Here is a 13,923-nt window from a genome sequence, read left to right on the forward strand (position 1 = left end):
TCATGACGGAAATTGATTTAAGCGCTGACCTCTTTGGCCAAACTTTAACGAGCCCATTGCTCAACGCTTCTGGGGTCCACTGCCAGACCAAAGAAGAACTGAATGACTTGGCAAACACGAGTAACTTGGGCGCGATGGTGACAAAATCAGCAACGCTGCAAGCTCGTGAAGGAAACCCAAACCCACGCTACTATGACCTCGAAAATGGTTCGATTAACTCGATGGGGCTGCCAAACTTGGGTTATGATTTTTACCTTGATTACGTTTTGCAAGAGCAGACAAAGCCCACAATCTTGTCTGTTGCCGCTTTGTCAGCGGCTGATGCGATTACTCTTTTAAAGGACTTGCAGGCTTCTGACTATCAGGGACCAACTGAATTGAACTTGTCTTGCCCAAACATTGTTGGGGAACCTCAATTGGCTTACGACTTCGAGGCAACCGACCGGGTCTTAAGCGAAGTCTTCAGCTTTTACACGAAGCCTTTGGGTGTGAAGCTGCCACCATACTTTGATTTAGTGCACTTCGATAAGATTGCCGCAGTCTTGAACAAGTACCCATTGACTCACGTGAACACGATTAATTCGATTGGTAACGGCCTTTGGGTTGATATTGATCAGGAACAGGTTGTTACCAAGGCCAAGGGCGGCTTTGGTGGCCTTGGGGGAACAATGGTCTTGCCAACTGCTTTGGCCAATGTTCGGGCCCTCCGTCAACGCTTGAATGACAGCATTAAGGTCTTGGGAACCGGTGGTGTGACTTCCGGGGCAGATGTCTTTACACATATTCTCTGTGGAGCTGATTTGGTATCCGTCGGTACTCAAGTGATGAAGGAAGGCTTGGGCGTTTACGACCGTCTAGCCGAAGAATTGAAGGATATTATGGCTGAAAAGGGTTACCAAACGCTGTCCGACTTCCGCGGGAAGTTAAAGGAACTGTAAGACAGTTTTGACTGGTAAAAAGAAAAAACCAACAGTGATGTTGGTTTTTTCTTTTTTTGGCAAATAAATTAGAAAGGCGTATACTGGCTATATTCAATTTCAGACAACAATGATTCTAATAAAATGGAGGTGTCCTGGTGGCTAAAAAGCGGAAAAAGAAAAAATGGTTTTTCCTGCCAAAGGCGAAAAAAAAGCGGCGAATTTACTTTATGCTCTTGCTCGTTTTTCTAACTTTGATTGCTTTGACCGTAGCGATGAACCAATCGATGACAACCAAAAAGGATCAAATTATCTATCAAGACGAAGCCAAGCAAAAACAGCTCCAAATTTGGGCGCCATTTGCACAAAAGATGCAATATAAGTATCGAATTTTTGCTTCCATCTCACTGGCACAGGCGATTTTGGAATCTGATTGGAATCACTCTAGTTTGTCAAAGGACTATAACAACTTGTATGGCATTAAAGCATCGGCTAGCCAGGCTGGTGTGGTCGTTCCTACCAAGGAGTATGAGGACGGTCATTGGATTACAGTCGATCAAAAGTTTGCTTCCTACAAGACCTGGCAGGAATCAATGGAGGCGCATGCCCAGCTGATTTCAAAGGGGACCCACTGGAATCCCAAACAATATGAGCATGTGCTGGCAGCCAAAAATTACCAGACAGCAGCGCAAGCCCTTGTCCAAGATGGGTATGCGACCGATCCGACTTATGCAGCCAAATTAGTAGCGGTTATTGAAACTTGGAATTTAAAGCGCTTTGATTTGGCGGTGAAGATGGGGGATGCTACTTCCTAAATGGATTGATCAAGGAAATTTATTAGAATCGTTTCAATTAAAAAGAGAACCGAATTCGTCGCGTTAATGACGTAAGTACGGTTCTCTTTTTGTTTGATTTATTGGTTGGTCTTCGATGCGAAAATCGTGACAGTTCGACCCGGTTTCTGGCCTATTTTGACGATTGCTTGGCCGGTTTGTAGCTGACCTAACTTCTTGCCAGTTTTAGCCGAGTTGGTTAAGAGGGGGGGCAGGGCCTGCCATTCGTTTTGGTTCGTGAGTCGATGGGCGATTGTGGCTGAAAATTGCCCTAGTAGAGCGGTCGGCAAGTCGAGCGGCGACTGCGAAGCAAAGGCCACCAGGAGGCCCTCCTTGCGCCCTTCACGAAGAATTTGTGCTAAGCCACTGCCCTTGTCTTGATCAGCTTGGTTGTTTTTCATGAGGAAACGGTGACCCTCGTCGATTAAGAGGTAAACCGTCGCCTTATGAGTGCTCTGAGCCTGGAAGCTGAGAAGTTGGCGCCAAACGGTGGACATGATGGTAGCTTGGAGGGCACCGAGGTCTTTCAGTTGGGCGAGATTGATGCTGATTTTAGCACCGAAGTCGGCCTTGGCCGTTGCTAATTTTAGTAGGTAAAGCAAGTCGTACTTGGTCGTTTTCACCTGGGTGTTTGGAGCAATTGCCTTTAGGCGCGGATCTGCCAGGCGTTCGGCTAGTTGGTCGATGGCTGTCGTTAAATCAGGATCGGTGTCGTCAAGGCTTTCTTCATGATCTGCAAATCCTTGACGAGCTAGCAACCGCAATTGGGGCGCGAGGAGGCTTAATGAAAAGGTCCATTGGTTTTTATATAGCTGACTTTTTTGCTCATAAAAGGCATCGGTGGTTAAAGACTGAGTATTTAAAATGTCCTTTTGTTGATGGTTAAGGTAGTAGTTGATGCGCAGGGCTGCTTGAGCTTGCCCCAGTAGAAGTTGCCATTTGGTTGGCCAGGTCAAATCAAGGGCAGTTAGCAAGTCTTCTGTTGCTAGCTGGCTGAGATCAAAGTAGACGTTTTTGCCAACAACATAAGACACCTGCTGGTTGTTTGCCCGGCTAAATTCACCGGTTGGGTCGAAAATAATTTGTCCAAGTCGATTTTCCTGTAGTTGCCGGCTAATTTGTTTGAGGGTTGTTGATTTGCCGGACCCAGTTTGCCCAACCAAAAGCAGGTGTGGGGCGAAAAGCGTCGTGGCCGCTGGTTGGTACTTGGTCTTGAACCAGCCAGTCTGGCCTAAAGTGAGTAAGTGTTTGCTAGTTTGCATGATTTTTCCACCTTTAATTATAGCTACCTTACCAAAAAATCAGACAGGCTGTAAATGGTTAATTACTGGTGGCTGAGGCTAGGTTGCTGGGTATTTTTCAAGCGAGCAGGCGAAACAGGACTGTTTTTTGTCTTGGCCTGATTCTCCTTGAATTATGATAAAATAAGAGCAGTAAACAAAAACGATTTAGGATGGCAAAATGACTGTTGAAGAACTAACCAAGGGTATGAATAGCAAGCAAGCAGAGGCGGTCAGAACGACAGAGGGACCGCTTTTAATTATGGCTGGTGCCGGCTCTGGGAAGACCAGGGTTTTGACGCACCGCGTTGCGCATTTGATTGAAGACTTAGATGTGGCACCCTGGCGGATTTTGGCCATCACCTTTACGAATAAGGCAGCCCGTGAAATGCGGGAACGAATTGGTAAATTAGTGGATGAACAGCTGGCCCAATCCGTTTGGGTTTCAACATTCCACGCCCTGGCTGTCCGGATTTTACGTCGAGACGGTGAACGCATTGGCTTGGGTAAGAACTTTACGATTTTGGATAGTTCTGCCCAAAAGACGTTGGTGAAGCGGGTGATTAACGATTTGAACCTGGATTCAAACCAGTATGATCCGCGAACCATTTTGGGCACTATTTCCAATGCCAAGAATGATTTATTAACGGCTAAGGATTACCAAGAACAGGCCGCTAATTTTTATGAAGAGCGGGTGGCAGAAGTTTATTCTTCTTACCAGAAGGCTTTGCGTCAAGCGCAGTCGGTTGACTTTGATGACTTAATTATGTTAACGATTGAGCTCTTTGAACAGGCACCCGATGTATTGCAACGTTACCAGGACCAGTTCAGGTACCTCCACGTCGATGAGTACCAGGACACCAACGATGCTCAGTACAAGATTGTCAACATGATGGCGCAGGGTTCGAAGAACTTGGCCGTTGTTGGGGATGCCGATCAGTCAATTTATGGTTGGCGTGGTGCCAACATGCAAAATATTTTGAACTTTGAAAAGGATTGGCCCGAGGCAAAATCAGTCTTCTTGGAACAAAATTATCGGTCAACTCAGTCGATTTTGGACGCTGCCAATGATGTGATTAATCACAACAACGAGCGAGTGCCAAAGAAGCTCTGGACCGAAAACGGTGTTGGAGACAAGATTACCTATTACCGGGCCCAGTCTGCTCAAGATGAGGCCTATTATGTGTTGGGCCAAATTCAAAAGGGTCAACGCGAAGACCATAAGTCCTTGTCCGACTTTGCCATTCTTTACCGGACCAATGCCCAGTCCCGTGCTATGGAAGAGTCCTTGGTCAAGGCCAATATTCCTTACACGATTGTCGGTGGGCATAAGTTCTACGACCGTAAGGAAATTTTGGACATTATGGCCTATCTCTCGTTGGTTGCTAACCCAGCTGACAATGCGGCCCTAGAACGAATTATCAATGTTCCCAAGCGTGCCATCGGCCAGTCAACAGTTGACCGGCTCTTTACCTTTGCCAACCAGGTGAACTTGCCAATGTTGGCGGCTATTGACCAAGTCGAAATGGCCCAAGACATCCGTCCAGCCGCAGTGACAAAGTTGCTTTCCTTTGCTGAAATGGTGCATAACTTCCGCCAACAGGCTGAGTTCTTAACCGTTTCTGAGCTAACGGACTTGATTTTGGAACAGTCCGGCTATCGCCAGGAATTACAGGCAAAATCAGACCCCGAGTCGCAATCACGATTAGAAAACCTAGATGAATTTTTGTCTGTAACGAAGGAATTTGACGACAAGTACGATGCCCAGGCGGAAGATGCGGTCAACCCGTTGACTGATTTCTTAGGGTCAACGGCCTTAATGGCTGACTTAGACAATGTCGAGGAAGATAGCGGGGTGGTCACGTTAATGACCCTGCACGCCGCCAAGGGACTGGAATTCCCAATGGTCTTCTTGATTGGCCTTGAAGAGGGCTTGTTCCCATTGGGACGGGCCGCACAAGACGAGGATCAACTAGAGGAAGAACGGCGCCTGGCCTATGTCGGGATTACGCGAGCTGAGCAAAAGCTCTATTTGACCAATGCCTTCTCCCGCCTACTATACGGTCGGACACAGGCGAACCAACCTTCCCGCTTTATTGATGAGATTTCTCCTGAATTGATTGAGCAGGCTTATCCAGCAGGTGGATCTGGCGTTTCTGCTGATTTGTCTTCGAAGTTACTCCGAGCAACGAGCACCACTTATCAAGGGGCCGCTAAGGCTAGTCCGGTTCAAAAGAAATCAGCCGGAACCACTGGTGCTGAAGGCGTGACATGGCAAGCCGGTGATAAGGTTTCTCACAAGAAGTGGGGCATTGGAACGGTTGTTTCAGTTACTGGTGATCAGGCTGATCAAGAACTCAAAGTCGCCTTCCCAGAAGATGGGATCAAGCAACTCTTGGCTGCCTTTGCACCAATCACACGGGTTGATTAAGCGGGCAGGAAGGCACGGAGGCTTTCCCCTTGGTGCAATCACAGCCATGGCGGTCGCTGACTAAATGGCCGTGTAGAAAGGATTTTTTATGGCAAGTAATCCACAACCAACAAATATGTCGACAAAGGATGCGCAAGTCGAAATCAGTCAACTGCAAGATGAGCTGACCGATTATGGGATTGCCTATTATGAGCAAGATGCGCCCAAGGTGGAAGATCATGTTTATGATGAAAAGTATGCCCGGTTGGTGGCCTTGGAACAGGCCTTTCCACAATTTGTGACACCAGATTCGCCAACGCAAAATGTTGGTGGTGCCCAGACCAAGTCTGGCTTGGAAAAGGTCCAACATCCGGTGCCAATGCTTTCTTTGGGGGATGTCTTTTCTTTAGAAGAACTGCAAGAATGGGAAAACCGGACGGCGAAGGCATTGGGCCAACAACCATCTTACAACTTGGAATTAAAAATTGATGGCTTAGCCGTTTCTTTAAAGTATGACAATGGCCGCTTAATTCAGGCTTCTACTCGGGGTAATGGCTTAATTGGTGAAGACGTGACGGCTAACGTCAAAACCATCGCCGATGTACCTCAAACGTTAAAAGAGCCTCTAACCATCGAGGTTCGTGGTGAAATTTATATGCCCAAGGCCTCTTTTGCGCATTTGAATGAAGAACGGGAAAATCAGGGTCAAGAACCTTTTGCTAATCCACGGAATGCAGCGGCGGGTTCGCTGCGCCAACTAGACGCCCGCGAAACCAAGAAGCGCAAGCTGTCTGCCTTTATTTACTATACGGCTGAGGCCGATACTTTAGGTGTGACCAAGCAATCAGAAGTTTTGCGCCGCTTTGCCGAACTTGGTTTGCCAACCAACAAGGACAACCGCGTGATTGGCCAAATGAAAGATATTGCACCCTACATTGCCGAATATACTGAAAAACGTGACGGCTTGCCTTACGGGATTGATGGCGTTGTTGTCAAAGTTGATGATATCGATTCCGAAATTGACCTGGGGAACACGGTTAAGGTGCCACGCTGGTCCATCGCCTATAAGTTTCCACCGGAAGAGGAACAAACGATTGTCCGTGATATCGAGTGGACGGTCGGTCGAACGGGTGCAGTAACACCAACGGCGGCCATGGATCCGGTTTTCTTGGCTGGAACAACGGTACAACGGGCTTCTCTGCATAATCCAGACTACCTTGAGGAAAAGGATGTCCGCGTCGGTGACACGGTGACCCTGCACAAGGCCGGCGATATTATCCCAGAAATTGGCCAGGTAATCCTGGATAAACGCCCAGCCGATGCCAAAAAGTATCAAATTCCAACGACTTGTCCTTCCTGTGGTGCTGATTTAGTTCACGTTGAGGGTGAAGTCGTCTTGCGCTGCATTAACCCAGCCTGTCCGGCACAGTTGCAGGAGGGGCTGACCCACTTTGCTTCCCGGAATGCGATGAATATTGATGGCCTTGGCCCACAGATTGTTAGCCAACTGTTGGATAAGAAATTGGTGACCGATGTGGCTTCCATTTATTCTCTCACGGTTGAGCAATTGCTATCCTTGGATAAGTTCCAGGAAAAATCAGCCAATAACTTGGTGGCGGCCATCCAGTCTTCCAAAGCAAATTCTGCCGACCGCTTGCTCTTTGGTTTGGGTATCCGTTTGGTCGGGGCGAAAGCGGCGAAGACCATCATGGCGAATTTCCAAGACTTACCAAGCTTAGGACAGGCCAGTGCCGATCAGATTGTGGCCATCGATGGCATTGGCCAAGCGATTGCGGATTCCGTTGTGAAATACTTCGATGAACCTCAATCCCAAGCCCTTTTGGCCGAATTGGCTAATGCTGGCGTTAATCTAGAATACTTGTCCGAAACGGGCCCAATTGATGAAAATTCATTTTTCTATGGTAAAAAGATCGTTTTGACTGGTAAACTAGAGCAGAGTTCACGGAGTGAAATTGCTGCCTGGTTAGAAGGCCATGGTGCCAGCGTTACGGGATCAGTTTCAAAGAAGACTGATTTAGTGATTGCCGGTATTGATGCAGGCTCAAAACTGACAAAAGCAAATGATCTCGGAATCACTGTCTGGAATGAGCAAGAATTCTTGTCAGCCCAGCAAAATGAGGTCGGCTAAAGCAGTCGGTTGCGGCAAGAAAAACTTGCCGGTGGTTGTACTTGGCGTATTTAGCCAAGTTGTCAAAGAGGAAGAACAATGTTAAAACGGATTTCAAAGCGGGGCTATATCCTAATCGGCCTCGTGCTTCTGATTATTTTAGGAGCCTTTTTTTACTTTATTAATATCGCTTCGGTTACACCAAGTGTTTCCAAAACAAAGGGTGTTCAATTAACGCAAAGTTCTGCGGGGGATTACCAAACGGTCATTAAGGATGGTCATTATTTGACTTCAGCCGCTCGAGGCATTACCGCAACGTCCTTGAACAATTCTTTGGATGTTCAAGATTTCGAAACTTCGCTGTTAAATTTGTCGAAGTCACACTTTAAGACTGGTCGCTATATCTTCCAGGAAGGCCAGTACCTTGATTCTGATACGGTTAATGGTCTCTTGGCTCGTCAGACGGACAGCAATTCGACTGGTTTGAATCCAAAGGACAATGGTAAGACGGATAGTTCAAGAAATCCGATTTACGTTCAGACGTTAACGGAACAAGATTTCATGACCAAGAGTGGCAATAACCTACAATTAGCTGGAATGGTTGTTGGTGTGGCGATGAATAGTCAGGATGCCTACCAAAAGGAACAGTATGGCACGACCTATTACCAGACGATTTCGGATAAGGACCGGATTGCTTACGGCCAAAAGATTGCTCCGAAGTTGATCAAGACGATTCGTGAGCAACAGGGTGTTGGCAAGAACATTCCAATCGTGTTGGCCATGTATGATACTGCTTCTCAGGATTCATTGGCTCCCGGTTCTTTCTATGCTGAAGCGACCTCAAAATCAGGTACTGATATCGGCGATTGGTCAGATATCAACGAAAAGTCGATCGTTCTGCCAAAGGAATCCGATGATACTTCGAGCCTTGGGTCTGATGAAAATACCGGCTTCAATAACTTCAAGACGGATATTTCGAATTTCTTCCCAAACATTGCTGGGGCAACAGCTTCTGCTAAGTTTACGAATAATAAGTTGTCTTCCATGAATGTTACGGTGACAACGCAGTTCTATTCACCAACCGAGATTGAAGCCTTCTACAACTATGTGGCCACATCTGCTATGAAATTCTTACCTTCATCAGCTCCTGTACAAATCAAGATTCAAACGGCCAACGAGATTCAAGCTTTGCTTGTTCGTAAGGCCGACGACAAGTCCTATACGATTATAAAATTGGATCAATAAGTTTGATTGCAAATTAAAAACGCTTAGAAGCAATTCTAAGCGTTTTTTGTTTCTTAATGATAGTAGACCATCACGGTGACAATCAGCCCGAAAATGGCTACTAAGGGCTGAATTTGATAGGTTAATGGCCGGATAAAGGTTAAACAGTAGGCGGCTAAGGCGACAGCGATGGTGAGAAAGGCAATCGGTGAGGAGCCTTCTAAGATGAGAGTAGCCAGGATAAAAAGTGACCCGGTTATGAGTCCTAATTTTCGACCCTTCGCTGTTGGCAGGAAGAGGGGCGTGAAGTAAAAGGCGGTGGCAAAGACTAACAGCCATGATTGCTTCAAAAAATCAGGTTCGACATAGTTGTTAGCCAGGTAGTTGATGCAAATTGGTACCGAAAAGGTCAGCAAGATACTTAAACCGGCTAAGCCAAGCGGGTTCTTCAACTGAAAGGCCCGGAAGGGTAAAATCAGCAAGAAACAGATGAAGAGCAAGAGGAGAGCTAAGACTTCCAAACGTGACCGTAGTTGTGAGTTAAAAATCACGATTAGAGAAGCAGCTAAGGAAGCCCAAACACGCCAGTCGGCCCTGGCAAAGCGGGTTTTAACGAGGAAGCCCAAGGCAATCGCAGAAAAGATTGAATAGGCGACTAAAGACCAAATCTGCCAGTTACCGGCGTTTTGCCAAACCTGGTGGTAGATGAGAGGTTGTTGCCACCAGATAATGTTCAGACCAACTGCAATCGCTGGAACCGTATAGCGATGGGGTGTTGGCAGAGCAACGACTTGAGCCTGGCTGGCTTGTTGCTGCTGGTGATGTTGCTCTTGTCGTCGTTGTGACCGAGAGAAGAAGTCGGCTGTTTTTTCCTGGATTGGTTCGTCAGTTGCACCATCGAGTGGCGTGCTGGTTTGTTGGTCAGGATTGGCTGTTTTATTTTCTTTTGTCATCAGAACCTCGAAAGTTAATTGCTATTTCTTATTCTATCATGTAGAATATAAATTATAAATTACATAACTATCAAGAGCAGGGAAGTGATACAGCACGGTGAACCTGCACCAACCGGCATTCGCACGGTGGTAATTCTGTAAGATAGGCAACTTGCAAAGCGCTTTGGGTTGTCCAAGGCGCTTTTCTTCTGTCTCTTAATTGTTAGTTAATTTAAAGGAGAAAAAGAAAATGACAAAATTTTTTACTGCTGAATCAGTTGCCAATGGACACCCGGATAAGGTAGCGGACCAAATCGCCGATGCCATCTTGGATGCCGTATTGACAGAAGACCCAAAGGCTCGAGCCGCCATCGAAGTGACGACATCAACGGGGGATGTTTCTATCTTTGGTGAGTTGTCAACGACTGCCTATGTGAACGTCCGTCAAATTGCCGTTGATACAATCAAGGCAATCGGATATGACAAACCGGAATTTGGCTTTTCAGCCGATTCCATCAATGTTTCCAACAAGATTGTGGAACAATCACCGGATATCGCCCAAGCTGTTGATGCTGCTGAAGATGATCCTGACCAGTTAGGTGCTGGTGACCAAGGAATGGTCTTTGGTTATGCAACCAACGAAACGGCTGATTACTTGCCATTGGCCTTGGACTTGTCCCACCAGTTAATGCGCAAGATTCGTCAAGTACGAAATGACCAAGAATTGACTTACCTCCGTCCAGATGCCAAGGGGGAAGTAACGCTGGAATTGATGGATGATGGTCAGGTTAAGCGTATTGCCGCCGTTGTTTTGTCAACTCAGCACGATGCAGAAGTAACATTGGAACAATTGCGCGCTGATATTAAAAAGTTCGTGATTGATTCGGTTTTGCCTGCTGATTTAGTCGATGACCAAACGAAGTATTACATCAACCCATCTGGCCGCTTTGTCTTGGGTGGGCCTCAAGCCGATTCCGGTTTGACTGGTCGTAAGATTATCGTCGATACTTACGGTGGGGCAGCCCACCATGGTGGTGGTGCTTTCTCTGGAAAGGATGCTACTAAGGTTGACCGGTCAGCTGCTTACTATGCTCGTTACGTGGCGAAGAACTTGGTTGCTGCTGGTTTGGCCGACAAGATTGAGCTCCAGATAGCCTATGCAATTGGTGTCGCAAATCCGGTATCATTAAACATTGAAACCTTTGGAACCGCTAAGGTTGCAGAAGACAAGATTGAAGCGATTGTTGAGAAGCTCTTTGATTTCCGTCCTTTTTCAATCATTAACAGCCTAGACCTTCGTCGCCCAATCTACAAGCAAACAGCTGCTTACGGCCACTTTGGTCGTCCTGATTTGGACTTGCCATGGGAAAAGTTGGACCAGGTTGAGAAAATCAAGGCGGAATTATAAGCCAATTTTCTTTAGGAAAAAGCAGAGCTATCATCTAAACTAAAAAGACCTGAATGTCGTCGAAGGACGTATCCAGGTCTTTTTCATTTGTGTTGATTAGTTTTCGGTGACTGCCATGATGGGGTAGGTCCCTGTAATTGTCATGGTGAAAGAATAGGCACCGGATTGAAGGAGGCGGCCATCGGTTTTGACTGACTGAATATCTTGGATATGAAAATCGGCAGGAATCGTGAGTGGGATGGTGGTGAAGCCCTTTCGACTAGGGTTTTCCACGCCTTTTTTACCACGCAGATAGGTCAGCATGAGTTGTGGCCAGGGAAGTTGGTTGACCAGACGAATTTCGGATGCAACGCCATTTTGCCCAAGGATAATTTGTAAGCCGAGCGTCTTGGAATGGTTTTGGTAGGTATGGCCAAAACGAAGGGTCCAGGAAAAGCTGATTTTATTTTGGTTACGTGAGGCCTGGCCCCAAAAAGAAAACATTTGATGAAAGGCATGCTTCCAAGCAAATTTTTGATTGAATTTGGGTAAAATGGCTGAAAAATCAGGACCGACCTGGAAACTATCCAAGAAGTATTGCTTGCCTTGCTTTGGAACAGAACCAGTTACTAATCCAAGAGGAACCTGCTGGATGGTTTGGTTGTTTAAGGAAGTTAAAATTTGTTTCACAAGATGATTTGTTGAGTGGCTTTTATCGCTCCAATTGATGAGTAAGAGTGGCCAGCGCATGCTTGCGTCAAAGTCTAGAATTGCGGCCAAAGTTGCATTCAAGGAAGCTGGATTACCAATGACGACGATTGGCAGGACTTCTTCTGTTTGCAAGGTCTTAGCGACTTTGCGGGCGAGGCTATAGACTGGGTTTTGCGTTGATGCCTTTTGAAAGCTTGTCACCGCCTGGGCGGCTGTTAATTGCCCTTGAATTTGATCCAAGGAACCCAGATCCTTTTGGCGAATCAGGGTTGTATCGATAATAAAGTGTGCTGATGTCATAATCTTAAGTCTTTGCTATGTCGTTAAAAAAGGCATGTCAGTGCATGCCGAATGCTCAGCGAGCATCGTTTCGAATTTATCAGAATACGTTGATTATAGCAGAAAATCAGGGATGGTGATGATTTTTTCTTGATATTTGTTTGGCGCCAAGTTTTCTGGTACGACAAAATAATGAGCAAATAAAAAAGACGAACTTAGGTTCGTCTTTTTGTTGATTAATTTTTAAGTGCTTAAATTAGCCCAAGAAATGGCGCAATTGGGCCATCCGGTTGATTAAAGCAGTGATGGCAACGGAAGCGCCTTCCTTGAATTCAACGACTTGGAGGGCGATTTCAGCGTGTTGTTGTTCAGCCATTGTTTCTGGGCCAACGTGGAGGTCAAAGGCATTCTTTAGGATGACGATATCTTCTTCGACTTCTTGCCAGGCTGGACTTTGCGTCTTCAAAACCTGGAGGGCATCCCAATTGACATAGTGGGCTAATTCCGCAAAATCAGCGCGCATGCTTGGATAATAGCGGTTCAAGGCAGCCAACTGCTCCTCGTTGAGGCTCGCGTATGCATGACCAAAGCCAATAAATTCAGGTGGCACACCAATTGAGTAGAAGGCACCAGTAAAGTTGATAGCCCGAGGCAATTCGATGTTATCAACTGAACGGGAGTAGCCTAGGACCCCAACGTGCTGACGACGATCACGACGCTTTGGGAAGGCCTTGAAGATTGGTTGAACATCAGGAACCAATTGCTCAAGTGTTTCCTGGTAGAAGGTTGCTGATTTTTGGGCGATATCGGAAAGAATTGTTTCGTCTTCATCGCTAATCACCAATGGATTGGCCTTTGGCAATTCTTCCTTTAAGAACTTGATACCGGCCTTTGTTTCGTCAATTGAAAAGTCATAACGGAATGCTGACTGAACAGTTGCCGTGCGCACACCAGGGAACTCACGGACATAGCGCTTAACACGACGAGGTGAGAGGCCACCACGGAAGATGGGAGACCCAGTTCCAGAAATTGGGTAGATGGCAATGCCTTCTTCCTCGGCAAATTGGTGCAAGCGGGCTAAGGCCAACTTGTTTCCAATAATGGAGGACATAAAGCCGGCTGAGAGGGCAGAATCAGACCCAGCCAAGAAGACACGTAAGTACTTTGGTCGGAAGCCGAAGTGTTCTTCATGAAGGTTCAAGTATTCCTTCAAAATTTCTGGTGCATGGTATTGCGTTTCAAAGTCTTCAAAGAGTGGGATCATCTCGATGTAGGCCTTGTTGTCTTCCGTTGGTGTGAAGGTCGCATCCTTGAACTGAGCGAGCTTTTCAAACAAAAGCTGCATTTCAATGATTTGATCGGCACGCTGAGCCATTGGCAAGATAGCTTCAAACAAGGGACGTTGGTCAAAGCCAAGATCGTTGGCAAAGTCTTCTGAACTCAAAAAGGCGGTCATGGCTTGCATTAAGTTGTAGCCCTTTTCTTCCCAGATGTTTGGGAAACGGAAGGTCAAAAACTTGTCACGACCAAGTTGGTGTTCCTTAAAGTATTCATAGTGGGTTGAAAAAAGGCGGTCAATGACGGCCGCATCGGCGTGCTTTCCTTCCCAGTCCCACATGTATTCATCAACATGGAGGGTCTGGTAGTTTTGAAAGGCTTCATCAGTTTCACGATAAGCACTGATGAAAGGTTGTTGCGCGGTGTCCCAGAAGGGGGCGTTGGCGTTATCAGGGTGTTGTGTGCCCATAATCGCCGGAATCTTGCGTTCTGTCATCTCTTAAAGCTCCTTTTTGGGATAGAAACGGATAATCAATCGTTAAAC

At 46.5% G+C, this 13,923-nt stretch carries 10 protein-coding genes and 1 riboswitch; of the genes, 6 read left to right on the forward strand and 4 right to left on the reverse strand.

Going from position 1 to position 13,923, the window contains the following annotated elements; translation table 11 throughout:
* Positions 1–2: 2 nt before the first annotated feature.
* A complete protein-coding gene (locus tag FT12353_RS07760) occupies positions 3–938 on the forward strand; it encodes a dihydroorotate oxidase (RefSeq protein WP_203619334.1) in 936 nt (311 codons plus the stop codon).
* A gap of 137 nt (positions 939–1,075) precedes the next feature.
* Positions 1,076–1,732, forward strand: a complete 657-nt coding sequence (locus tag FT12353_RS07765) for a glycoside hydrolase family 73 protein (RefSeq protein ID WP_373299355.1) — start codon at positions 1,076–1,078, stop codon at positions 1,730–1,732.
* A gap of 98 nt (positions 1,733–1,830) precedes the next feature.
* Here FT12353_RS07765 and FT12353_RS07770 read toward each other — a convergent pair whose 3' ends face one another.
* Positions 1,831–3,012, reverse strand: a complete 1,182-nt coding sequence (locus FT12353_RS07770; RefSeq protein ID WP_203619335.1) for an ATP-binding protein — start codon at positions 3,010–3,012, stop codon at positions 1,831–1,833.
* A 199-nt stretch (positions 3,013–3,211) separates the two neighbouring features.
* Here FT12353_RS07770 and pcrA point away from each other — a divergent pair, with 199 nt between their 5' ends.
* The 3 genes from pcrA (at position 3,212) to FT12353_RS07785 (ending at position 8,813) form a co-directional block, all read left to right on the forward strand.
* On the forward strand, positions 3,212–5,461 hold the full coding sequence (gene pcrA, locus FT12353_RS07775; protein WP_203619336.1) for a DNA helicase PcrA: 2,250 nt from the start codon (positions 3,212–3,214) through the stop codon (positions 5,459–5,461).
* Between the two features lie 88 nt (positions 5,462–5,549).
* Entirely contained in the window at positions 5,550–7,589 is a 2,040-nt protein-coding gene (gene ligA / locus FT12353_RS07780; protein WP_203619337.1) for an NAD-dependent DNA ligase LigA, read from the forward strand.
* A 78-nt stretch (positions 7,590–7,667) separates the two neighbouring features.
* Entirely contained in the window at positions 7,668–8,813 is a 1,146-nt protein-coding gene (locus FT12353_RS07785) for a CamS family sex pheromone protein (protein WP_203619338.1), read from the forward strand.
* A 53-nt stretch (positions 8,814–8,866) separates the two neighbouring features.
* Here FT12353_RS07785 and FT12353_RS07790 read toward each other — a convergent pair whose 3' ends face one another.
* A complete protein-coding gene (locus tag FT12353_RS07790; RefSeq protein ID WP_203619339.1) occupies positions 8,867–9,745 on the reverse strand; it encodes a hypothetical protein in 879 nt (292 codons plus the stop codon).
* 64 nt (positions 9,746–9,809) lie between these two features.
* Positions 9,810–9,894, forward strand: a riboswitch (SAM riboswitch).
* Between the two features lie 80 nt (positions 9,895–9,974).
* Between FT12353_RS07790 and metK the strand changes: the two genes are divergently transcribed.
* On the forward strand, positions 9,975–11,132 hold the full coding sequence (gene metK, locus FT12353_RS07795; protein WP_203619340.1) for a methionine adenosyltransferase: 1,158 nt from the start codon (positions 9,975–9,977) through the stop codon (positions 11,130–11,132).
* Positions 11,133–11,228: 96 nt separating this feature from the next.
* On the opposite strand, the gene FT12353_RS07800 is transcribed toward metK, so the two are convergent.
* Positions 11,229–12,122, reverse strand: coding sequence for a hypothetical protein (locus tag FT12353_RS07800; RefSeq protein ID WP_203619341.1), 894 nt, complete (start codon positions 12,120–12,122; stop codon positions 11,229–11,231).
* Positions 12,123–12,357: 235 nt separating this feature from the next.
* The gene (gene ppcA, locus FT12353_RS07805) at positions 12,358–13,875 is read right to left on the reverse strand and encodes a phosphoenolpyruvate carboxylase (RefSeq protein ID WP_203619342.1); all 1,518 of its coding nucleotides are present in this window, start codon (positions 13,873–13,875) and stop codon (positions 12,358–12,360) included.
* Positions 13,876–13,923 lie beyond the last annotated feature (48 nt).

Source organism: Fructobacillus tropaeoli (assembly GCF_016860625.1).
GTDB classification, from domain to species: Bacteria; Bacillota; Bacilli; order Lactobacillales; family Lactobacillaceae; genus Fructobacillus; species Fructobacillus tropaeoli.

Coding starts and splice junctions, on each gene's coding strand:
- FT12353_RS07760 (WP_203619334.1), top strand. CDS start 3: ATGACGGAAATTGATTTAAGCGCTGACCTCTTTGGCCAAACTTTAACG.
- FT12353_RS07770 (WP_203619335.1), bottom strand. CDS start 3,012: ATGCAAACTAGCAAACACTTACTCACTTTAGGCCAGACTGGCTGGTTC.
- pcrA (WP_203619336.1), top strand. CDS start 3,212: ATGACTGTTGAAGAACTAACCAAGGGTATGAATAGCAAGCAAGCAGAG.
- ligA (WP_203619337.1), top strand. CDS start 5,550: ATGGCAAGTAATCCACAACCAACAAATATGTCGACAAAGGATGCGCAA.
- FT12353_RS07785 (WP_203619338.1), top strand. CDS start 7,668: ATGTTAAAACGGATTTCAAAGCGGGGCTATATCCTAATCGGCCTCGTG.
- FT12353_RS07790 (WP_203619339.1), bottom strand. CDS start 9,745: ATGACAAAAGAAAATAAAACAGCCAATCCTGACCAACAAACCAGCACG.
- metK (WP_203619340.1), top strand. CDS start 9,975: ATGACAAAATTTTTTACTGCTGAATCAGTTGCCAATGGACACCCGGAT.
- FT12353_RS07800 (WP_203619341.1), bottom strand. CDS start 12,122: ATGACATCAGCACACTTTATTATCGATACAACCCTGATTCGCCAAAAG.
- ppcA (WP_203619342.1), bottom strand. CDS start 13,875: ATGACAGAACGCAAGATTCCGGCGATTATGGGCACACAACACCCTGAT.